The sequence below is a fragment of the Bradyrhizobium sp. USDA 4502 genome (genome assembly GCF_054063355.1).
Genome location: NZ_JBSSGF010000001.1, coordinates 3763713 through 3785376, shown reverse-complemented (window position 1 = coordinate 3785376; position 21664 = coordinate 3763713). Strand labels below are relative to the sequence as shown.

16 protein-coding genes are annotated in these 21664 nt (G+C 62.7%); 9 read left to right on the top strand and 7 right to left on the bottom strand.

Annotated features, from left to right (window positions below; all coding sequences use genetic code 11):
* Positions 1-62: 62 nt before the first annotated feature.
* The 7 genes from tssG to ACVW1B_RS17460 form a co-directional block, all read right to left on the bottom strand.
* The gene (gene tssG / locus ACVW1B_RS17490) at positions 63-1127 is read right to left on the bottom strand and encodes a type VI secretion system baseplate subunit TssG (RefSeq protein ID WP_225160383.1); all 1065 of its coding nucleotides are present in this window, start codon (positions 1125-1127) and stop codon (positions 63-65) included.
* Entirely contained in the window at positions 1091-3058 is a 1968-nt protein-coding gene (gene tssF, locus ACVW1B_RS17485; protein WP_253608160.1) for a type VI secretion system baseplate subunit TssF, read from the bottom strand. The genes tssG and tssF overlap by 37 nt, the downstream gene beginning before the upstream one ends.
* A 1-nt stretch (position 3059) precedes the next feature.
* The gene (gene tssE, locus ACVW1B_RS17480) at positions 3060-3608 is read right to left on the bottom strand and encodes a type VI secretion system baseplate subunit TssE (RefSeq protein ID WP_253608162.1); all 549 of its coding nucleotides are present in this window, start codon (positions 3606-3608) and stop codon (positions 3060-3062) included.
* A 68-nt stretch (positions 3609-3676) separates the two neighbouring features.
* Positions 3677-4162 carry an Hcp family type VI secretion system effector gene (locus ACVW1B_RS17475; RefSeq protein WP_016843423.1) on the bottom strand — a complete coding sequence of 162 codons (486 nt, stop codon included), beginning with the start codon at positions 4160-4162 and terminating at the stop codon, positions 3677-3679.
* Positions 4163-4214: 52 nt separating this feature from the next.
* Positions 4215-5717: a type VI secretion system contractile sheath large subunit gene (gene tssC / locus ACVW1B_RS17470; protein ID WP_057019596.1), complete on the bottom strand. Its 1503-nt coding sequence runs from the start codon at positions 5715-5717 to the stop codon at positions 4215-4217.
* Between the two features lie 17 nt (positions 5718-5734).
* On the bottom strand, positions 5735-6262 hold the full coding sequence (gene tssB, locus ACVW1B_RS17465) for a type VI secretion system contractile sheath small subunit (protein ID WP_092082334.1): 528 nt from the start codon (positions 6260-6262) through the stop codon (positions 5735-5737).
* A gap of 128 nt (positions 6263-6390) precedes the next feature.
* A complete protein-coding gene (locus tag ACVW1B_RS17460; RefSeq protein ID WP_253608163.1) occupies positions 6391-7704 on the bottom strand; it encodes a type VI secretion system protein TssA in 1314 nt (437 codons plus the stop codon).
* Positions 7705-8054: 350 nt separating this feature from the next.
* Here ACVW1B_RS17460 and ACVW1B_RS17455 point away from each other — a divergent pair, with 350 nt between their 5' ends.
* The 9 genes from ACVW1B_RS17455 to ACVW1B_RS17415 all read left to right on the top strand — a co-directional run bounded on the left by ACVW1B_RS17455 (position 8055) and on the right by ACVW1B_RS17415 (position 21658).
* Entirely contained in the window at positions 8055-9923 is a 1869-nt protein-coding gene (locus tag ACVW1B_RS17455; RefSeq protein WP_253608164.1) for a type VI secretion system Vgr family protein, read from the top strand.
* Positions 9924-9928: 5 nt separating this feature from the next.
* On the top strand, positions 9929-10492 hold the full coding sequence (locus tag ACVW1B_RS17450; protein WP_225160378.1) for a DUF6931 family protein: 564 nt from the start codon (positions 9929-9931) through the stop codon (positions 10490-10492).
* Positions 10493-10504: 12 nt separating this feature from the next.
* Positions 10505-11881: a type VI secretion system-associated FHA domain protein TagH gene (tagH, locus tag ACVW1B_RS17445; protein WP_253608166.1), complete on the top strand. Its 1377-nt coding sequence runs from the start codon at positions 10505-10507 to the stop codon at positions 11879-11881.
* Positions 11882-11929: 48 nt separating this feature from the next.
* Complete coding sequence (tssK, locus tag ACVW1B_RS17440; RefSeq protein ID WP_028335406.1) at positions 11930-13267, top strand: type VI secretion system baseplate subunit TssK; 1338 nt, start codon at positions 11930-11932, stop codon at positions 13265-13267.
* Positions 13268-13551: 284 nt separating this feature from the next.
* The gene (tssL, locus tag ACVW1B_RS17435) at positions 13552-14787 is read left to right on the top strand and encodes a type VI secretion system protein TssL, long form (RefSeq protein WP_256558703.1); all 1236 of its coding nucleotides are present in this window, start codon (positions 13552-13554) and stop codon (positions 14785-14787) included.
* 45 nt (positions 14788-14832) lie between these two features.
* Positions 14833-18375, top strand: coding sequence for a type VI secretion system membrane subunit TssM (tssM, locus tag ACVW1B_RS17430; protein WP_456821815.1), 3543 nt, complete (start codon positions 14833-14835; stop codon positions 18373-18375).
* Complete coding sequence (gene tagF / locus ACVW1B_RS17425; RefSeq protein ID WP_309145026.1) at positions 18372-19073, top strand: type VI secretion system-associated protein TagF; 702 nt, start codon at positions 18372-18374, stop codon at positions 19071-19073. Before tssM ends, tagF begins: the two co-directional genes overlap by 4 nt.
* Positions 19074-19079: 6 nt before the next feature.
* Positions 19080-19856, top strand: coding sequence for a PP2C family protein-serine/threonine phosphatase (locus ACVW1B_RS17420; protein ID WP_253608172.1), 777 nt, complete (start codon positions 19080-19082; stop codon positions 19854-19856).
* On the top strand, positions 19853-21658 hold the full coding sequence (locus ACVW1B_RS17415; RefSeq protein WP_253608175.1) for a serine/threonine-protein kinase: 1806 nt from the start codon (positions 19853-19855) through the stop codon (positions 21656-21658). The genes ACVW1B_RS17420 and ACVW1B_RS17415 overlap by 4 nt, the downstream gene beginning before the upstream one ends.
* Positions 21659-21664 lie beyond the last annotated feature (6 nt).

The window sequence follows — 21664 nt, the reverse complement described above, 5'->3', positions numbered from 1 at the left end:
GGTCGTCGCGGAAATCGGCTCGAATTCCCATGATGTTAGGACAATCGGAGCGATGCTTAGGTTCAAATCGGCTGCTGATCAGTCGCAGCGTTGCGCCGGGCTCTGAGACGCTCGGCAAGGTGAAAGCGTGCATCGCGCCGATACTCCTCGGTCGAGGCCCAGTTCGGCGAAACCCAGCTGGTCCATCCAAGGCGTCCGCTCTGCCCGAGCTTCATCGGGACAACCGCTCCCGCCGGAATGGCAAGTTCCACCTCCCACTCGAGTTCGTCGCCGATGTAGAAGTAGACGGCGTCAGCCAGGGGCTCGGACAGGTTCGGCGCTTCGGTGGGCAGGAACTGCTCGTATTGAGCAAAATCCTTCACGAACACGCGAACCCTGATCTTGTCTTCGACGCTGAACACACGCGAGCCCAGGAGCGCGTCGTGACCAAGCTTGGCGTGCGTCCCGCCGAGCCGGCTGCAATGGCTTGGGTCGAATGGGAGCCACGTGCCGACGAACTCGTCGATCTCGACCCTGACATCGAACAGCCCTTGCAGCAGCCGCGCCAGTCGTGATGCGGATTTCGCTCTCGGTGAAACCAGCCCGGCGAAGCTCAGCTTCGCCATGTCAGGCACGGTATCCCGATTGGCAAAAATATCGGAGCCGAGGCCGGCGAAGGAGCCGACATAAGCGATGAAGCGGTCGTCGGATGGCCGATCATGCTGGGCGATCGGCCGTGCGTCTGCCCAGGCTCGAAAGAACAACTGCAGAAAGCGTCCGTTCAGCAGGTCGAGAAAACGGGGGAAAGCGTCGTCCCGCATCAACTGCCAGCCGACGCTCTCATCGGTGGTAGCCAGCGGCAGCGCGCCCTGCGGTCCGAGCAGGCCGAGGAATTTGACCAGAATTTTGAGCCTGCCATCACGATCGTCGACCGAGCTCAGATTGGAGGCGGGAAATTCCAGATAGGGGGTTTGACCGAGGTCGACAAACTCCTCGCGACGCGCTGCACTGTCGCCGATCCGCGGTCGATCCGGATTGCATCGCTCGAGCTGGCGGAGCGTCTGAAAGAAATCGAACCGCCAGGGCTCGGCCTTCATCTGGTCGATCAGCGTCACAGCGGCCTCCGGGTGCCCATGCGGGCCGGCCAACGCATGATCTCGCCGCGCTCCGGGGTCGAGATGACGGTCTGGGTGAAGGTGTTGAAGCCTGAATAGTCGGCGAAGAAGCGTTCCAGCACAGCCCCGAGCAGGAACACGCCGCTGCCCTCGAATGCCTTCTCGTCAAGCGTGACCGTGATCTCCAGGCCGCGCGCTGCGCCACTGCCGGTACGCTCACGCACCCGCCGCACCACGGGCCTGCTCTCGACGCTGCGCACACCACGAATCTTTCGCTCCGTCGCGTCGTCGAACTGGTCGGCGAACAATGACAGCATCTCCCGCAGTGCTCCGGCGTTCTTGCCGCCGCTGCGTTCCACGAGGCCGAGATAGTTCAAACTCAGCATGTTGATCAGGCGCCAGCTGACGACGCCGCTATTGGCGATTTCGCTGCGGCTGCGCAACTGCGCCACCACCGGCTCGCGTGGTCGGGTGGGGCCGGCGATGCACATCAGCTCGAGCGAGGTGTCGTCCAGCAGGCGAAAGTCGGCTCCGCCCTGGCCGACCGGCAGATGTTCCGTGAGATGCCGGTTGGAGCACAGCGCGCGGACGCTCAGCTCGGCGGCGGATCCGTCGCCGCTCGGGTCGCCGGGCTCGAGCAGCGAGAGGAACATGTCCGTCCCGGTATAGTCCGAGGCCGCGCCATAGGTCTTCTCTTCGACGGTGCGCCGCCGCGGCAGCCGACGAACCGTGTAATAAAGTCCCTCGACCGATCCGGCCGTCCTGTCGACGGCGGCGGAGTACAGCGGACGCACGCGCCGCTTGTCCTTTTCCGCCGGAAAGTGCGCGTAAACCTCCAGCACCTGGTGCGGCTCGTATTCGAGGTAGCGGCTTCGGTCGGGCACCACGTGGTATTCGTAGGTGTTCGACTTGATCGGGATGCGATCACTGGTCTTTTCGAACAGGTTGATCGCCGGGGCGGTGTAGAGACTGAACGTATCCGCCCGGACCGAGGCGGCGAGACGCGAGTTGTGTTCATCGAACGCGAAGACGATATCGATGGATTTGCTGCGCAACCGCGGCATCACAGCGCGAAGCTGCGTCAGATTGACGCCAAGGAACTTGCGCGGAAACACGAAATATTCCCGCAATAACTCCGAGCCGCGAAAGACCCGGTTGTCGTTCGGAAACAGGGATTCGTTCTCGCTGAAGCCGACCTGCTGCACACAGTCGTTCGGAGCCCGGATGACGACCGGATCGCCGAAATCGTCGAGATAGCGAAAATAGAGCCCGACGCAGTTCGAGGTCAGTTGCTCGTAGAGTGCGATGGCATCCGACTCGGCGCCGGTCAGGTAGATGGGCAGTTCGCTGGTGCGGCAGCCGGCGAACCAGGTCTCCGGTTTGTTGCGAGTCTCGGCGTCCGCCGGCTCCTCGTCGAGCCGCGCGGCGGTACGGTGCGTCAAGGAGAGCCTGAGCCCAGCGATAACTTCTCCGCCGACTGGAATCCCGAGGGCCTGCAACGCGCCCGCGGTCGCAAAATATTCGGCGCCGGTGACGTCAAAAGGCCAAAGCACGATATCGCGGCAAAGCCGGAATCGGCAGGCGAGGCTCCGTTCCCTTTCGCGATAGTTCGCGTCGAAATAGGCGCCCCGCGCAATCTTCTTGCCGTCGCGCAATGCCGGATCGGCGTAGGTCGGCTGAATCCTGACCAGCATGGCGGACGGAGTTGGCGCGAGATAATTCGGAACCAACTGCTCAAGCAGGTTCGCCGTGAATTCCGGAAACTCGTGCTTGAGCTTGAGCTGGACACGGGCGGCGAGAAATGCAGCGCCTTCCAGCAGGCCTGAGATCATCGGATCCGAGCGGTCGCGGACCAGACCGCCGAGGCGCTCGGCGATACCAGGATATTCCTCGGCAAAACCTTCCGCGTGCTCGTACAGCAGCGACAGTTCACGATTGTAAAAGTCGAGGAATTCGCGGTTCATGCTATAATCGGTTGATCTGTATATCGCCGCTGTCGAGGTCGACGTCTGCGACGAATTCCACGGGGACGTTGAGCGGTTCGCACTTCAGGTCGGAATGCACGACAAAGCGCAGCTTGAGCTGCTCGGGGCCCACGGAGGTGTCGCGCCGCACCCGGATGGACTTGCGATCGAGTCTCGGCTCGTAAGTCGTCAGCGACATGCGCAGGGCATCGCTGAGCTCCTCGTCGGTGACTTCGTCGATCGAACGGTTTGCGATATCGGGGAAACCATAGTTCAAGATCGAGGTGCGGACGCAGCTGCGACCCGTCAGGTCAAGCGTCGATTCGAGGGCAATGGTGTTGAGGAGAGTTTCGACGTCCTGCGAAACCTCGCGCCTTAGCAGCGTCTCCGAGATCGGGAATCGACCGGCGCTGCGCCGTCCCGCTATGACTCGCTCACCGAACTGATCGCGCAGTTCGAGTGGTTTGCGCGCATCGCGCGCGTCATGAGCCGCACGAAAGGCCAGCATCAATGGCGGAGAGAGCCGATCCTTCCTTGGCGTAACGGTCATTGACGGTCCCCGTACAGCCGGCGCCGATTGCCGCTATGGACAACCGGCGCCGGGCAGGAAGCCTGCGATCAGGCCCATTCCTTGTTGGCCGCAACGTCCCATCCGAACACCGGAGACGCGCCGGCGCCGCCTTTTTCCGTCTGGGTCTTGTAGGTCATTTTGACCTTCTGGAAGTTCAGGCTGACGTTTTCGGTGAGGCGATCCTCGCCGTGCGATCCGCCCGTCGAGACGCTCGAGACCAGAACGTGCTTCATCTCGATCTTGAGATATTCGAGCGGGTGTTCACCGGCCTTGCGTACCGTGAGGATGGCGCTGTCGATGTGCTTTCCATTGGCGCAGACCTTGAAAAGCTCGGGCGTCGCCTTGTCCACGAAGTGCGTGAAGTGGAGGTCTTGAACCGCGACCTTGCCGGCGCCGCCGCCCGACCCGCTGTGGAACGTGCCGCTTTGGCTCTCGCCAAACGACCAGCTCAAAATGTCGATTTCGTCCTTGTGTTTGTCGTCGAGCGACTCGCCCTTGATCGGATCGAGTTTCAAAAAGATGTCGACAGCCATAGCATAGCCCTTTCAAAATTCTCTGATGAGTGACGGTTGCAATAGCGCGGCGTCAGGAGCTCGGGCCTGGCAGGCGCGAAACGAGACTGAGACCGACGTCCATCGCTTCCAGTTGAAAGTGTGGACGGAGAAAGAAGCGCGCGTTGTAATATCCCGGGTTCTCCTCGTTTGCTATGACCTCAACCTTCGCAGCGGCCAGCGGCTTGCGCGCTTTCTGAGCTTCTGACGACAAGGCCGGATTGGCATCAACGTATTCGTTGATCCAGGTCTGCAGCCAGACCGTCAGCTCATCCTTTTCCTTCATGGATCCGATCTTGTCGCGAACCATGCACTTCAGATAATGCGCAAAGCGGGATACTGCGAACATGTAGGGCAGGCGTGACGACAGGTTGTCGGACGCGGTTGCATCCACGCCCTTGTCGCCGAAATACTTCTTCGGCTTATAGAGCGACTGGGCGCCGATGAAGGCGGCCTTGTCGGTGTTCTTGCGATGGATCAGCGGGATCAGTCCCGCCTTTGCAAGCTCGTGCTCGCGACGATCGCTGATGGCGATCTCGGTCGGGCATTTCAGGTCGACGCCACCGTCGTCGGTCGGGAACGTATGCGTCGGCAGGTTGATGACCTCGCCGCCGGACTGGACGCCGCGGATGCGCGTGCACCAGCCGAACTCCTTGAAGGCGCGGTTGATGTTGACCGCCATCGCATAGGCGGCGTTGATCCAGCCGTATTTGTCACCGGTGTGCCCGTCCGTCTCCTCTTCGAAGGCGAACTCTTCCACCGGCTCCGATTTGGCGCCGTAGGGGAGGCGGCCCAGTGCGCGCGGCATGCACAGACCGAGATAGCGCGAGTCGTCCTGATCGCGCAGTCCCTTCCATGCGGCGTATTCCGGCGTGTCGAACACCTTGCCGATGTCGCGAGGGTTGGACAGTTCGGTCCACGAGTCCATTCCCATCAGCGTAGGCTCGGCGCCGCTGAAGAAGGGGGCGTGCGCGGCGCCGGCGATCTTGCTGAGATCGCGGAGCAACTGCACGTCGGTGGGGAGGTGGCTGAAATAGTAGTCGCCGATCAGGCAGCCGAACGGCTCGCCGCCCAACTGGCCAAATTCGTACTCGTAGATCTGCTTGAACAGCGGGCTCTGGTCCCAGCGCGCATCGGGATAGAGCCGCAGGTTCCGATACAGCTCGTTCTTGGAGACGTTCATCACCCGGATCTTGAGGTTGGCGTCGGTCTCGGAGTTGAAGACGAGGTAGTGGAGGCCGCGCCAGGCACTTTCGATCGCCTGGAATTCGGGCGCGTGCAGGATCTCGTTCATCTGCGCGGTCAGCTTCTGATCGATCCGCGCGATCATCTCCTCGATGGTGTCGAGCACGTCCGACTTGATGACGCTCGTATCTTTCAGCGCTTCCTGAACGAGCGTGGACACCGCGTTCTCGACTTCGGTCGCCGCACGTTCGGTGCGCGGCTTGAAGCTTTGCTTCAGCAGGGCGGCGAACTCGTCAGCCTCGACGGTCCCGACCTTGGCGGTGGTCTCTTTGTGGATTGCTTCTTTTGCCATGGTCCCCATTCCTTCCCTTAGCTGTTGCTGTCGGATTCGGTGGACTGGCTGGTCGCGCGCTCGCGCAGTGCGGCCATCAGTTGAGGATCGGCGAGGAGCTTCTTCAGCTGGTCCTCGGCACCCACCTTGCCATCCATGTAGCGCAGCAGGTTGGCGAGCTGTTCACGCGCTTCGAGCAGCTTGGCCGTCGCCGGCACCTGGCGGGCGACCGCCACCGGCGTGAAGTCGGATATCTTGTTGAAGCGCAGGTTGACGGAGATCTTTTCGTCGGACCCGTCGCTGAGACGGTTGGCGACGCGCGCCGTCACGCCGGGCTGGATCGCCGCCATGCGGTTGTCGAAATTGTCCATGTCGAACTCGAGGAACTTGCGCTCCTCGACCTTCGTCTTCTCGATGCCGGGGTTGTTGCCGGAAAGATCGGACAGGACGCCCATGACGAACGGCAGTTCGATCAGCCGCTCGGCATCGTAGGGATCTTCGTAAGTGATGTGCACGCGCGGTGCGCGGTTTCGGCGAATGAATTTTTGACCGCTGTCGGTTGCCATTGGGTTGCCCTCTTCACAAAAAAATCTCTGCGGAAGCCGACTTGCACGACGCAGGCAGGGAAGTGCCTCGGTCTTTCGTCGGCGGAGCTTCCTTCCGTTCAGTTAGTCCCGTCGAACGGAAGGCGGGTTCAATTCGATTTGTCGATCGCCTTCAGAGCGCCCTCGGGCAGCACTTCGTTCAGCAGGCTGAGGAAGTCTCGCTGTGAGAGTTCGCGTGCGCGATCGACCAGGAACGGGATCGGGCTGGACGGCTCCGCGGCTCGGAAGAACGACGCGACCTTGCTCAGCAGGTCCAACGCCTGGGCTCTGTTTTCGGCTGCAAAAACAGCGTCTTGAGCCTCGTTTTCGGCCGCGGATGGGAGCGAGGTGGCGAACTCCGCCATGCGCTCGATCGGCAGGTCGAAGACCTTGTCGCGACCGATATTGATGGCGGCGCTCTCGACGTGGGCCGGCATCAGCATCCGCATCACTTCGATAAACGATTTGCCAACCATGTCCTGCGCCTGCCGCACCAGCAACAGCGCCGGGCTCGACGGTTCCTTTCGAGCGAAATAGTCGGCAGCCGCCGCCAGCGCCGCGGACGCCTGTCCGGGTGACATCACTGCGCCGGCGATTTCGATCGGAGGCTGCGGGCCGTCTTGAGCAGTCTCGTCCGGAGACGGGGCAATTGCGGCCGGATCGCGTGCAGCGACCAGAGTCGCGAGCCAGCCGGCCATGCCATTCGCGACACCCGCCAGCCGGTCGAGACTGATGGGTTGCCCCGAGTTCAACTTTTCGTGCCAAACCGATTTGATGCCGGCGATCTCGGCAGCGACCGCGGAACAGCGGGCGCTCACCGCCTTGAGGGTGTCGAGATCGGTCTCGCTGACGATGCGCTCGATGGTTCCGAGATCTGGCGTGTCGACATCGGCATCGCCGGCGGGAATTTCGCCCTTGGCAATCTGATAGGCACGGTAGTTGAGGCTGCCGTGCCTTCGATTTTCGATCAGGGGGAGGAATTGGAGCGGGTTGATCACCGTCGGAAACACGTCGATCGCCTCGATGGTGACGGCACGAAAGGCATAGTCGCCGTCCTCGCCCCTCGGGTGAACCGCTTCCCATTGTTCGCGGAGCAGCAGGGTGGTTGCCCGCAGGCAGCCGAGGAAGCCGTCGAGATCGCGGTTCAGGATGGAAAACTTGGCGAGCAGCATGGTCAGGCGCAGATCGCGGGTGCGAGCCAACAGGGGCTGCGCAGCGGCGAACTGGCCGGCAATATCGATGGCCTTCGGGTCGAAGCGTCCGCGCTCTCCATTCGCGTTGACGACCTCGAAATACGACATCGGCAGCAGCGATTCCGCAGCTGCGAAGAAGTTCAGGTACTGGACGTCGCCGGCCGCATCGAGGTCTGGCCCGCAGGGATCGTCGGGGTCGATGGGCTGGGTCAGGGATACGACGTCGAGCATGCAAAGAGGATCCGTCTGCGGGCCCCTGGCCCCTCTGCCAGGTCCATGACATCTAGCGGATCACGCGGGGGATCATGATCCGATTGACTGGTAGGTCAGATCAACGCCGGCCTCGGTTCATTCCCGCGATGATGGCGGTTTCCCGTGAACCAGCAAGCGCTTGGAACCGACTATATGAGTGCCGCAGTGGCTTCCCCGGGCGGGTGCGTTGCCGCGTCAGGAGAGGTGACACCGAGCGGACTTGCCGGCCATCCCACCGATGGCCGGCTCGGATTTCGGTCGTTCGTGCTTGACCGCCCGATGCGCCGGTTGCGCAGCTCGTGCGGTCAACGAGGGAGTTTAACGCCCACATGGGCCAGCTTACCCAGGATACCCGCCTCTGCGAGCTCAAGACCCCCCTTGGCAAGGACGTTCTGGTTTTTGCCCGGTTCGAGGCCGCCGAAGGTCTGAGCGAACTGTTCGAATACCGCATCGAATGTCTCAGCGAGGAAGCCGATCTCGACTTCGATCGGGCCATCGGCAAGCAGTGCACCCTCACCATCAAATTGCACGAGAAGGAACGCGAGTTCAGCGGCATTCTCACGGAAGCCCAATGGCTGGGGGTGAAGAACGACTATTTCAGTTACCGGATCGTGCTGAGGCCCTGGTTGTGGCTGCTGTCGCGGACCACCGATTGCCGGATCTTTCAGGACAAGAAGGCGCCCGACATCATCAAGGAAGTCTTCAACGAGCGCGGCTTCACTGATTATGAGTCCAAGCTTACCGAAGAGGGCTCATGTCCAAAGCTCGAATACTGCGTTCAATATCGCGAGACCGATCTGGATTTCGTGTGCCGGTTGATGGAACAGCACGGGATCTACTACTTCTTCAAGCATGAAGGCGGCAAGCACACGCTGGTGCTGGCCGATTCCAAGTCCTCGCACAGTCCAATCAACGGCCTCGCGAAGATCCCCTACATCCCGCTCACCGGCTCCGATCGTCGCGGCGAGCAGCATATTTATGAATGGGCGTCCGAGCGCCGGTTCCGCACCGGGAAGATCGAGCTCAACGATTACAACTACCAGAAGCCCAACGCGCAGATGATCAGCGACGCCAAGGGCTCCGAGCACTACACACGATCCGAGATGGAGTTCTACGACTATCCCGGCAAGTTCAAGGAGAAGTCCGACGGCGAGCGATATGCGAAGATCCAGCTCCAGGCCGAGCAGGCGATGGATCGGCGCCGTCGGGGCAACGGCGACGCCGTCAACCTTTTCCCCGGCGGACTAACCAAGCTCGAGAAGCACTCGAAAGACTCGCAGAACGTCGAATATCTCGTGGTACGAGCCGCGCATTCGTTTTCCATCGAATCCTATCGCACTGGCGGCCCCGGCGACGCCGGACAGCATGTCTACTTCGGCAGCTACGAATTTCTGCCGAGCGATCGGCCGTTTCGAACTCCCATGACGACGCCGAAGCCGAGGATCAACGGCATTCAGACAGCCAAGGTGGTGACCAAGGACGACAATTCGAGCGAGGAGATCGACGTCGAGTCGCTGGGCGAAATCTATGTTCGCTTTTTCTGGGATCGGAAGAAGAAGCGCTCGTGCCGGTTGCGCGTGGCGCAAGTCTGGTCCGGCAAGCGCTGGGGCGGTCAGATCATCCCGCGCGTCGGGCAGGAGGTGGTCGTGGAATTCCTGGAAGGGGATCCCGACCGGCCCCTGGTGATAGGGACCGTCTACAACGATGAATACAAGCTGCCTTACGACCTGCCGTCCAAGAAGACGATTGCGGGTCTGAAGTCCGACTCGACCAAGGGAGGAGGCGGCTACAACGAATGGAACTTCGAGGACAAGAAGGGGTCCGAGAAGATCACCGTGCACGCCGAGAAGGACTACGACGTCACGGTCCGCGACACCGAGACCAGGACCATCGGTGAGGCGGCGTTCGGCGGCGATACTCGTAAGACCACGCTCAAGAACGGCAACGACAAGCTTGATATCCAATTGGGCGGTCAGCACGTCAAGCTGGCGATGGATCAGTCCGTCGATGCGGGCCTGAGCATCACCCTCACGGCCAACGTCAACATCACCCTGCAGGTTGGCCCAAGCCAGATCATCCTGTCTCCAGCCGGCATCGTCATCAACGCGCCAACCATCACCATGACCGCGCAGGCCGCCATGGCGCTCGCGGCCGGCGGCCCGCTGGTTGCCCACGGCACGCCAACCATTGTCGGCTGACAGCCATGAATCAGGTTCGGTTCAGCACAGTCCACGATCTCTTTGAAGCCTATCCGCTGGCGCGCTACGACGTCGGCAAAGCCGCTCCGGATAAACTGTCGTTGGATTTCCTGCAGGAGGCGGCCGATGCGGGCAACTGGCACCAGGCTGTATCCTTCTGCGCGTATCTGCTCCCCAGGCGCGTGGCCGTCGCCTGGGGCTGTCGCTCGTTGCGGCAGATGTTCGACCATTTCGACGGCAATGAAGGCAGGTCGCTCAGTTTTGCCGAGACCTGGGTCCGGCAACCGGACGAGCAATCGCGCAACAAGGCTTTGGCGGTCGGCAACGCCAACGATCCCGAGCAGCCGGCGACCTGGCTGGCGCTGGCGGCGGGTTGGTCTGGCGGAAGCGTGGTTCCCGCGGAATTTGCACCGGTCGAAGCCAAGCCGGACCAGACAGCGCGAGCGGTTCGCGCAGCCCTTTTGATCGGCCTCTGCCGGCTTACCCGTGAGTCCAGGGACCGGATAATGACGGCCTGCCTGGAGGATGGTATTCAATTGGCACGCGGCGAACCGCGCCCTCCACGCTGACGAGACGATGTGATGGTGCTTCGCTTCAACATCGAGAACGAGCCGAACCTTCCAGACGGCGGCCCTGTGTCATTTACTGTCACCGGAAGGCGTTCGGTCGACATTGGCCGGGACCGCCATCTCGACTGGACATTGCCCGATCCGGCACGGATGATTTCGGGGAAGCATTGCGAGGTCCATTATCGCGACGGCGGCTACTGGCTGCACGACGTCTCGACCAACGGCACCTTTCTCAATGGTGCCGACCAGCGTATGCGGGGAGCGCATCGGCTGCGCAACGGCGATCGGCTCGTCATCGGCCACTATGTCATTGGCGTTTCGCTGGACCTGGATGAGCCTGCCGAGGGCACGCCGAGCCATGGTGCGCAGCAGCAAGCTCCGCTCGCTCAGCAGCACGCCGATTACCACGAGCTGTGGGCTCCCGGTCGCGACGTGCCGCCGCCAATCGACCCGCAGCAGTTGCGAAAACCGCGCGAGGCCGCGCGGCCCGTCAATCCGGAATTCCTGGACTGGGCAGCGAGCGTTCCCGCGGCGGGTGTGGATCCTGTCCGCCATTCGCCGCAGATGCCTCAACGCGAGCCGCCGCTGCACGACGACATGAGCTGGGCAGCCGGTCCGGTCGCCACGCCAAAACCGCCGGTCGACGTGCTGCACGCGATGCCGACGCCGCGCCGACCGTCGGTATGGGCCGACGACGAAGCGGCTGCCCCGCCACCGCCGGCGCCTTCACCGGCAGGGCATGTGGGAGCGCCGCGGCCGCAACTGGCCGAGCCGGCACCGGCCACGGCCGCGTCGATCGGCAATCCGGAGTTTGCGCGCCTGGTCGCACGTGCTGCCGGGCTGCCGGACGGTTTCTTCGCCGACAAGACCGAAGCTGAACTCGCGGAACAGCTCGGCGTCATCCTGCGCATGACCGTGGAAAACTTGATGGCCCTGCTGCAGGCGCGCACCCAGGCCAAGCAGCTGACGCGCAGCACCAGTCAAACCACCATCCAGGCCATCGAGAACAATCCGCTGAAATTCTCGCCGACCGCGGAAGACGCGATGCGTATCCTGTTCGGGCCGCCGACCCGCAGTTACCTCGATGCGCCGCATGCCTTCGCCCAGGGCTTCAAGGACCTCAAAACCCATCAATTGAAGACTTATGCGGCAATGCAGCATGCCGTCCGGGGACTGATCGCCAGTATCGATCCGACGCTGATGGCGCGCGAGCTCGAGCTTCAGCGCGGCGCAAGATCCTTGTTTGGCTCGAACAAGAGCAAGCTCTGGGACGAATTTTTGACGCGCTGGAACGCGCATCTCGGTCGCGACGAAAGCGCGCCGATCGATACCTTCATGCTGCATTTCTCCGAATATTACGACCGCGCAGACAAGTCGGGGTCAAAGTGAACTGTCGGTGACGATGCAGTCGCCGATCATTGCCAAGTGGATGTAGGAATGTCCTGGTACAGCAAAGTTTTCTGGTCGGAAGGCCTGTTCCTGCGACCGCATCATTTGCAGCAGAACGATCGCTATCTCGAGCATCTGCTGGAAAAGCGCGTTCGTTACACGACACCGTATCCCTGGGGCTTTGCCCAGCTCGAGATCGATAACGATCTTACCCAGCAGAGCAAATTCGCCGTGCGCAGTGCGACCGGCGTCATGCCGGACGGAACGCCGTTCGATATTCCTGCCGACAGCCCGATCCCGGAAGCCATCGAAGTGCCGGATTCGGCCGCAGGCCAGATCGTCTGGCTGATGATGCCGGTCGCGGCGCCCAATACGCGGGAGGTGGATGAGGATCGCACCGACAGCGCAAGTCGCTACGTTCGGACTGCCGAAACGTTTATCGATTCAACCTCGGCGCTGCGCATCGAAGAAGAGATCGACGTTGTCTATCCACGCCTGTCGTTCGAGCTGCGCAAGACGAGCAAGCCGGGATACATGGGTCTCGGCATCGCTCGCATCCTCGAAGTGCGCGACAAGAATATCCTGTTCGACGACAAGTTTGTGCCGCCGATGCTGGTCTGCGCCGCGCATCCGGTTGTCGATGGCTGGCTCAATCGAATCATCGGCTGGGTCGAGACCAAGCTCGACGAGCTTGCACGCTACGCAGTCGATCCGTCGTCCGGCGGCGGTTTGCAGAGCGTCGATTATCTCGTGCTGCAGGTACTGAACCGGACCATTCCGGTGCTGACTCATTTCAAGCGATCCGGCAGCGTACATCCCGAGCGGCTGTACGAGGAATTGCTGAGGTTTGCCGGTGAGCTTGCGACCTTCGCGACCACCGAACGACGCGCACGTGACTACCCGGCATACGATCACGACAACCTCGAATACGTCTTCACGCCCCTGGTGCGCGACATCCAGGATTTCCTGAGCGCGCGGCTGGGCAGGCGGGCGATTCGTCTGGAGATCATCGAACGCGCCCAGAACGCATTTGTATCGCCGATCCGCGATCGCGCGTTGTTCCGAAATGCGACCTTGGTGCTGGAGGTCGCCGCGCGGCGACCTCTCGTGGAGATTCAGAATGAATTCCCGCATCTGTTCAAGGTCGGGCCCAACACGAAAATGACCGAGATCGTGCACGCAAACCTGCCGGGTTTGACCTTGGTGCATCTGCCGACGCCGCCACCGCACATCCGAGCCATCACAGACCACGTCTATTTCTATCTCGATCGCAAGTCGCCGCTGTGGCCCGAGTTCAGCACAGCGGCCTCGATCGGGATGCATTTTTCCGGCGACTGGCCGGAGCTTGAGTTGTACCTTTGGGCCATCCTGGAAGAGCGGCCATGACCGACAGGGACAAGCCGGTTAATCCTTTCGGTCGGGGTGAGCGGACCATCATCCGTCCGAACCCCGGCGGGAAGATGCCGCCGGCTCCGGCCCCTCAACCTCCGGCAGGCGAGGGACCTGCCAGCCGTCCAGCGTACTCACCATCGCCCATGGCTTCGCCTGGTGCCCCCTCGCCGCCCTCATTTTCTCCCACACCGCAGAGCGCAAGCTACGCCGCCCCGCCGACCAGCCAGCCCTCAGAGGAATGGATTTCGACGCCGGCGCAGGCTCAGGCGCCGCAACCGATGCTGCCGCCCGGACCGCCCTTGCGTGTCGACGATCTGGTTGCGCCAAACGCCAATCCGGTAATGCGCGCCGGCGGCCCTTTGCTGCAGTTGCTCGGCCGGCTGCGCGTCGCGCTGATGCGGGCGTCATTCGCGAGCCTGATGGAGCAGGTCGCCGACGCCATCAAGTTCTTCGAAAAGGATATCCGCTCGGCGGGCATTTCCGAGCACCAGGCCAATACGGCAAAGTATATCCTGTGCGCGACCGCCGACGATATTGTGCAGCACATTCCGACCGACGACCGGCACGTCTGGGCCCAATACTCGATGCTCAGCCGGTTCTTCGGCGAGCGCGTGGGCGGCGTACGCTTCTTCGAGATTCTCGACCATTTGAAGACTGATCCGCTCGTCAACTATCCGGTGCTCGAGCTTCAGCACGCCTGCCTTGCGCTCGGATTCCAGGGCATCCACCGGACGTCGCCGGGCGGACTTGCGAACCTCCAGATGATCCAGCGCAACCTCTATGAAACGCTACGCCGGGTTCGGCCCAAGCCGACCAACGATCTGTCGCCGCACTGGCGCGGACAGGCCTTGGCCGGTCGGCGGAAGCGCTTGCGCATTCCGGTCTGGCTGGTGGCGGCCGTGGTCGCCGCGCTGCTGACCGGATCCTATTTCGTTCTGCGAACGTTGCTGGCTGGCCGCGCCGAGAATGCTGCGCAAGTCGCGCTGGCACTGCATCCCGGCGATCCGATCGAGCTCAAGCGCCGCGTCGTTGCGCCGCCGCCACCACCGCCTCCGCCGCCACCGCCGGACCGCATCACCCAGCTGCAGCGCATTCGCAACGCGCTTGCGCAGGAGAAGACGGCGTGCGCCATGACCGCGGATCAGACCGCGAGCTTCATCGTGATCAGGGTGTGCGATCTCGCATTGTTTGCCTCGGGCCAGGCAACCATCCTGGATGGTTTCAAGCCGATCGCGGCCCGCGTTGCCGCGACGCTCGACAAGGAGCCGGGACGAATCCGGGTGGTTGGCCATACCGACAGCTCGCCGATCCGCACCGTGCGTTTCCCCTCGAATTTCGAATTGTCGGTCGAGCGCGCCAAGGCGGTTGCCGCCGCGCTGAAACCCGGCCTGGCCGATGGTTCGCGCGTTGATGTCGACGGCAAGGGATCGGATTCACCAATTGCCAGCAATTCGACACCCGAGGGACGTGCCAAAAACCGTCGGGTCGAAATTTTCATCGAACGTAGCGAATAAGCGGACGCCAGAAGCTCACGCGATAAGCGACAGGTACCGGTCAATATGCTCGCCAAGGACATTCTACGCATCGTTCTCTATGGAGTCGGGCTCAGCTCGCTTGGAGCAGTGATCTACCTTGCCGGTCCCTTCGTTGCTTTCGGCGACTGGCATCCGTTGGAAAATCACATCGTTCGCCAGATCGCGATCCTGCTGCTCGGCGCGGCGGCGGCAGGCATCACCGGCCTTCATTTCTTCAAGCGACGCAAGAATGCCAAAGAGATCGCCGACGGCGTCAGCGCTGCGGACCAGGCTGTCAGCGACGAGCCGGTGCTCAAGGAGCGCATGAAGGATGCGCTCGCAACGCTCAAGACCGCGAGCGGCAACAAGTCCGGATATCTCTACGATCTACCCTGGTACGTCATTATCGGTCCGCCAGGTGCGGGAAAGACCACTGCGCTGGTCAATTCGGGGCTCAAGTTTCCGCTCGCGCGCGGGGCGACGCCGGCGGCGATCGCCGGGGTCGGCGGGACTCGCTACTGCGATTGGTGGTTTACCGAGGAAGCGGTGCTGATCGATACCGCCGGTCGCTATACGACCCAGGATTCAAACAGCAAGGCCGACAAGGAAAGCTGGCTGTCCTTCCTGGACATCCTGAAAAAAAATCGGTCGCGCCAGCCGATCAACGGCGTTCTCGTCGCAATCAGTCTGGAAGACGTGCTGACGCTGCCGAAGCAGGAACTCGCGCTTCATGCCGATGCCATCAGGATGCGGCTCCTCGAGCTGCATCAAAGGCTGAAAGTGAGCTTCCCGGTCTACGCGCTGTTCACCAAGGCCGATCTCGTTGCCGGTTTCACCGAATATTTCGCCTATCTCAGCGAGGCCGGCCGGCGCCAGGTCTGGGGCGCCACGTTCCAGACCGCCGACAAGACCCAGAATCTGGTGGGACAGGTCCCGGTCGAGTTCGATCGCCTGCTGGAGCGTCTGAGCGAGGAAACGCTCGACCGTCTGCAGGACGAGCCGACGCCGCAGCACCGGGTGCAGTTGTTCGGCTTCCCGGCGCAGATGGCGCGGCTCAAGCCGCAGATACACGATTTCCTCAACCAGATTTTTGAGCCGACACGGTATCACGTGAATGCCAATCTGCGTGGGTTCTATTTCACGTCGGGCACCCAGCAGGGCACGCCGATCGATCAATTGATCGGATCGTTGGCGCGTACGTTCGGCGCGGAGGAAGTCGGTGCCGGATCGTACTCCGGAACCGGCAAGAGCTATTTCCTTGCCGATTTGATTTCGAAGGTCATCATCGGCGAGGCCGACTGGGTCTCGACCGACCGCGCTGCGGTGCGCCGCGCCTTGATCCTCAAGACCGCGGCGCTGTCGCTGATAGGTTTGGTGGCGATCGGACTGGTCGGTGCGTGGCTGACCAGCTACAAGCGCAACTCCGACCTGATCGAGCAGAGTTTGCAGGCGGACAACGAGTATGCGGCCGCCGGGGCGCCGCTCATCAAGCAAACGCTGATCGCCGATCACGATCTCGACAAGGTGCTGCCGCTGCTCTATCGGCTGCGGAACGCCCCGGCCGGCTATGCCTCACGGAATGAGCCGGTCGCACTGTCGGCGCGCTACGGGCTCAGTCAGCACGCGCGCCTGTTGTCGCCCGCGAAGGCAGCCTATCACACCGCGCTTGAGCGCATGTTCAGGCCTCGCTTGCTGTACCGTTTGGAAGAGCAGCTCAATGCGCGCATCAACGAGCCTGCCTTCGTCTATGAGGCGCTGAAGGTCTACCTGATGCTCGGCGGCCTGCAATCCCCGGACCGCGAGCTCATCCGTTCCTGGATGCAGCGCGACTGGGCGGACAACCTCTATCCTGGCGCGACCAATGCGGAAGGGCGGCGTCTGCTCGACGAAAATCTCGTCGCCATGTTCGACCTCGAAACCGAGCAGCCGCCGCTGGTCGAGCTTGACGGACGGCTGATCAAGCAGGCCCAGAATTCATTGGCGCGCCTCAGCGTCTCGCAACGCGCCTACGAGTTCCTGAAGTCGGAGGCTCGAGGATCGACCGCCGGCGACTGGATCGCCAGCCGCCGAGGCGGTCCGGACGTGGCAGTTGTCTTCGAAACCACGACTGGGCAGCCCCTGGACAACGTGCGGGTACCCGAGTTCTTCACCTACAACGGCTTCAATCAGAAGTTCATCGCTCGACTGCCCGGATTGTCGGAGCGCATGAAGCGGGAGCGGTGGGTCTTGGGTGACGCCGGCCAGCAATCGGCAATCGACCAGCAGTATGACAATCTGGCTGGCGATCTGCTTAGCATCTACTCCAATGAGTTCGTGACGACGTGGCGGACCGCGCTCGGCAGTCTGCGTCTGAAGAAATTGCTCGCGGACAAGCCGAAATACGAGGTGCTGAGGGCGCTTTCGGCGCCGACTTCGCCGATGCGGCAAATCCTGGAGTCGGTGCGCGATGAGACGATGCTGACCAAGGAACGCCCGAAGCCGGCGAGCGGCGGCACGCCGGCCGCGCCGCCCGCGGTGACCGCGCCGGCGCTGTTCAACAACGCCCAGGATGGTACGCCCGGTGCGGCGATCGAGTCGCAGTTCAAACCCTACCATGCAGTGCTTGAAGGGGAGAGCACCCGCCGGCCGATCGACTCGACGATCGCAAACCTGAACGACATCGCGCAGAATCTGACGCTGATGGTCGAGAATCCGCAGCTGACGGCGCAAGCAACGGCGGGGCTTCAGACCCAGGTTGCGGCGCTGCGCAACAATGCCTCGCGTATGCCGCCACCATTTTCCGATATGCTGCGGGCGGCGGCCGCGGAGTTCGAAGGCAGCATCGCCGCCTCCACGGCCGGTCAGATCCTGCAGTCGTTGCGCGATCAGGTCACGCCGGTCTGTCAGCAGACGGTGACCAACCGCTACCCGTTCGTACGGAGCAGCGGTCAGGAAGTCCCGCTCGCGGACTTTGCCAAACTGTTCAGCCCGAACGGTGTCATGGACAAGTTCTTCACTCAGTTCCTGGCGCCTTATGCGGATACGTCGCGATCCGAATGGGTCTGGCGGAAGGAGAGCCCCGTCGGCCGATCGTTCTCGCCCGATACGCTAAAGCAGTTCCAGAACGCAGCCTATATCCGCGATGCCTTTTTCCAGACTGGCGGCGGTGTGCCGGCGGTGTCCTTTGCGATCCGGCCGCCGGCCGCGGCCGGACCCGGCATCACAGTCAAGACCGAGATCGGCGGCACGACGATCACGAGCCCAACCACACCAGGACCAGCCGCAGCTCCCTCCATGTTTGGTGCGCCGCAACCCGCTCCGCCGCCGCAGAGCAATTCACCGACGACGGTGCTCTGGCCCGGCCCATCGCCGCGGACGGCAATTTCGGTCAGCAACGAGACTGGCTCGCCGTCCGTACTCGAGCGCATCGGCCCCTGGTCATTGTTCCGAATGCTGGAGGCCGGCTCGCTGGTCGCCAAGGCGGAATCCGCCAGCGCAACGTTTATTGTTGCCGGACGTGAGCTCAACTATCAGATTTCGACCGGATCGCTGCGCAATCCGCTAAACCTGTCAGTGCTCCGCGAGTTTCGTTGCCCGACCGGAATATGACCATGCGATGCGGCTTATTCGGCAAGATCGGCGCGAAGCGTGATTTCATCGCGATCGCGACGCCGCGCAGCTTCCTCGAAGTCTGGGAGCCGTGGGTGCAGGCCGCCATCTCCGCAAGCCGCCATCAACTCGGCGCCGGCTGGCAGGAAGCGTTCCTGACCGCGCCGATTTGGCGATTCTGGCTTGGCGCCGCGATCTGCGGCACCACCGTCGCGGGAGCGATCATGCCCTCGCTCGACGGTGTGGGGCGATACTATCCGTTGACGCTGCATGCGGTGCCGGATGGTGACGCCGCGCTGTCGCCGCCGCAGATCGACCCGCAGGACGAGTGGTATGGGCAAGTGGAGACGTTCCTGCTCTCGACCCTGGACCGGGCTGCGACGTTCGAGCAGATCTCCGATGCACTGGATCGTCTCGCGCTTCCCCGTCTGCGGACGCCGGGGACCGATCGACCGCCGGTCGTGTCGCTGAGTGATGCGACGCTGGGAATGGTTTCGACGGTCGATGGGTTTGCCGAGTCGTTCGGCACGCTCTGCGGCGCCAACCCTCAAGTCTATGCCGCGGCTAGTTTCTGGTGGACCGCCGGGGGCGAAGGGTTCTCGCCGACCGCACTGTGTTGCCGCGGATTGCCGGATCCGTTTCGCTATTCCACGTTGCTGACCGGCGACGTTGGCCGCGAAGTATCCGGGACGGGATGACGCGCGATGGCACACGTCCCCTCCTTGTTCGATGTCGGTAGCGTCACTCACGCCGGACGGGTGCGGGCGCGGAACGAGGATGCGTGCCTGGTAAGAACCGACGTCGGCCTGTGGGCCGTCGCTGACGGTATGGGCGGTCACGAGGCGGGCGATCTTGCCAGCCGCATCGTGGTGGAGTCGCTTGATTCCATCGGCGCGCCGGACTCCGCGGCGGACCTGCTGGCGCAATGCGAGGCGCGTCTGTTCAGCGCCAACCAGCAGATCCTGGCACTCAGCCATGAAAGGCAGGGTGCCATTGTCGGGACCACGACGGCAGTCCTGCTGGTGCGCGACGGCCATTATGCCTGCATCTGGGCGGGTGACAGCCGGGTGTACCTGATCAACCGCCACGGCATCACACAGGTGTCGCACGATCACAGCGAGTTGGAGGAGCTGATCGCCGATGGCGCGCTGTCGCGCGAAGAGGTCCAGGACTGGCCGAGCAATGCCATCACCCGTGCTGTCGGTGTCGTCGCCGACCCCGAGCTCGAGGTGGTGACCGGTCCGGCCGAACCGGAAGATATCTTCGTGATTTGCAGTGACGGCTTGACACGGCACGTGCGGGACGACGAGATCGAGCAGCACGCGGCCACCCGCCTTGCCCAGACCGCCTGCGACGACATGCTCGCGCTCGCACTTGATCGCGGCGGACTCGACAACGTCACGATCGTGATCGTGCGATTGCTCGCGCCACGATCCTCAGAGCCGACGAGGACGCCGCTTGATCAGGAGCCGCGACCATGACCGCGAACGATCCGTTTCGGTCATCCTACCGCGGTGTGCCGGCCGGCACCCGGCTCAACGGCATTTACGAGATCGAGGCGATGATCGGGGCAGGCGGCATGGGGGAGGTCTACCGATGCCGCGAGATCCAGACCGGATCGCCCGTCGCGGTCAAGATGCTGCTCCCCGACATGGTCGACAACGAGGCGGCGCTTGCGCTGTTCCGCCGGGAGGCGGCGGCGCTTCACAATCTTCCGCACGAAGCAATCGTTCGCTACTTCCTGTTCACGGTCGAGCCCGCACTGCAGCGCCCGTATCTGGCGATGGAGTTTGTGAACGGACGCTCGCTGTCGAACATGCTCGACGATGGGCCGCTGACCTTCGAAGCGCTGATCAAATTGATGCGGCGGGTCGCATCGGGCCTTCAGGCCGCTCACGAGCACGGCATTATCCATCGCGATGTCTCCCCCGATAACATCATCGTGCCGCTCGACGATGTAAGGCGGGCGAAGATCATCGACTTCGGGATCGCCCGATCGACGCAGATGGGCGACAAGACCATCATCGGCTCCGGCTTCGCCGGCAAGGACAATTACGCGTCGCCGGAACAGGTCGGCTTGTACGGCAATGATGTCACCGCGAAATCCGACGTCTACAGCTTTGGTCTCGTGCTGTTCCATGCCCTGACCGGACAGAAGCTCGATATGGGCGGGAGCCAGTTTCAACTGGTCGAGAAGCGTCGGCGCGTGCCCGATCTCGGCGCAGTGGACATGCGCATCAGGCCGCTTCTCGAGAGGATGCTGCAGCCGGACCCGGCCTTGCGCCCGACCATGGCGGAGGTCGCCAACGGGACGCCGGCGGGTTCGGCGCAGCCGTCCGCGGCACCGCTCTACGGCTTCGATCCATTGGGGAAGCCGGAAGCCGGGACGTCTGCGCGGCAGGAGCGGGTGCCATCAACCACACGGAACTCTCGCCGCATCTGGCTCAGCGCTTGCGTCGCGGGGCTGCTGCTTCTGCTGGGCGGCGGTGGGTACACCTTCTATAAATTTGTCTGGAAGACATCGGGCTTGGCGGCCTTGCCGCCGCCTCCGAAACTCGCCGGGACATCCGCGCCGACGAGCGAGCCTGCTCCGCCACCGCCGGCACGTCAGGAGCCGGTGAAGCTGCCGTCTCAGCCGACGTTGACGCCGTCTCCGTCCCTCGACGGGCCGGGTCGAGCCGAGCGCATCCGCAAATATGTTGCCCAGTATGCGGGCGGCGACTGCTTCTTCATCCTGCCTGTTGCCGTGAGCTCAAGCGCAGCCGTCATTGAAGGCTTCGGCGCTTCGACCGCCCCGTTCGATACCTTCGACAAGGCGTTTCGAAAGGAGCAGGGATTTGAGGCTTCGGTCGGCGTCAGGCAGGTGAATCAGGCACAATGTCCGGCCGTCAAATTCCTCAGTCAGGTCGGAAGCGATCAAGCGCGGGCGCCGCGCATCAACCTGTCGGCGACGGAGCTGAAGGCCGGCGAGACCCTCAATGGGACCGTCGAGAATTTTGCCAACCGGGTGGTGGAACTGCTCATGGTCTCGGATCGCGGCGAGGTGCGGAGTTTGTCCTACCTCCTGAAGCCGGGCGTCGACTCGCTTTCCTTTGCCCTGCCGATGGAGCGTACGACCGGTCCGCAACTCCTGTTGGCCGTCGCAGCCCCGCGGGTCCTGGATTCATTGCGCCAGCCGCGACCGATGGCTGCCGACACATTCTTCCTGCAGGCAACCAGCGAAGCTCAACGCGGCAACGTGACCATCACCGCGGCTGGACGCTATGTGATGCTCACCAATTGAGCTGCC

Excerpts from the sequence above, each read along its gene's own strand:
- tssM (WP_456821815.1), top strand. The coding sequence starts at position 14,833 with ATGCTCGCCAAGGACATTCTACGCATCGTTCTCTATGGAGTCGGGCTC.
- ACVW1B_RS17415 (WP_253608175.1), top strand. The coding sequence starts at position 19,853 with ATGACCGCGAACGATCCGTTTCGGTCATCCTACCGCGGTGTGCCGGCC.
- tagH (WP_253608166.1), top strand. The coding sequence starts at position 10,505 with ATGGTGCTTCGCTTCAACATCGAGAACGAGCCGAACCTTCCAGACGGC.
- ACVW1B_RS17455 (WP_253608164.1), top strand. The coding sequence starts at position 8,055 with ATGGGCCAGCTTACCCAGGATACCCGCCTCTGCGAGCTCAAGACCCCC.
- ACVW1B_RS17475 (WP_016843423.1), bottom strand. The coding sequence starts at position 4,162 with ATGGCTGTCGACATCTTTTTGAAACTCGATCCGATCAAGGGCGAGTCG.
- tssE (WP_253608162.1), bottom strand. The coding sequence starts at position 3,608 with ATGACCGTTACGCCAAGGAAGGATCGGCTCTCTCCGCCATTGATGCTG.
- tssC (WP_057019596.1), bottom strand. The coding sequence starts at position 5,717 with ATGGCAAAAGAAGCAATCCACAAAGAGACCACCGCCAAGGTCGGGACC.
- tssL (WP_256558703.1), top strand. The coding sequence starts at position 13,552 with ATGCTGCCGCCCGGACCGCCCTTGCGTGTCGACGATCTGGTTGCGCCA.
- ACVW1B_RS17420 (WP_253608172.1), top strand. The coding sequence starts at position 19,080 with ATGGCACACGTCCCCTCCTTGTTCGATGTCGGTAGCGTCACTCACGCC.
- tssF (WP_253608160.1), bottom strand. The coding sequence starts at position 3,058 with ATGAACCGCGAATTCCTCGACTTTTACAATCGTGAACTGTCGCTGCTG.
- ACVW1B_RS17460 (WP_253608163.1), bottom strand. The coding sequence starts at position 7,704 with ATGCTCGACGTCGTATCCCTGACCCAGCCCATCGACCCCGACGATCCC.
- tssB (WP_092082334.1), bottom strand. The coding sequence starts at position 6,262 with ATGGCAACCGACAGCGGTCAAAAATTCATTCGCCGAAACCGCGCACCG.
- ACVW1B_RS17450 (WP_225160378.1), top strand. The coding sequence starts at position 9,929 with ATGAATCAGGTTCGGTTCAGCACAGTCCACGATCTCTTTGAAGCCTAT.
- tagF (WP_309145026.1), top strand. The coding sequence starts at position 18,372 with ATGACCATGCGATGCGGCTTATTCGGCAAGATCGGCGCGAAGCGTGAT.
- tssK (WP_028335406.1), top strand. The coding sequence starts at position 11,930 with ATGTCCTGGTACAGCAAAGTTTTCTGGTCGGAAGGCCTGTTCCTGCGA.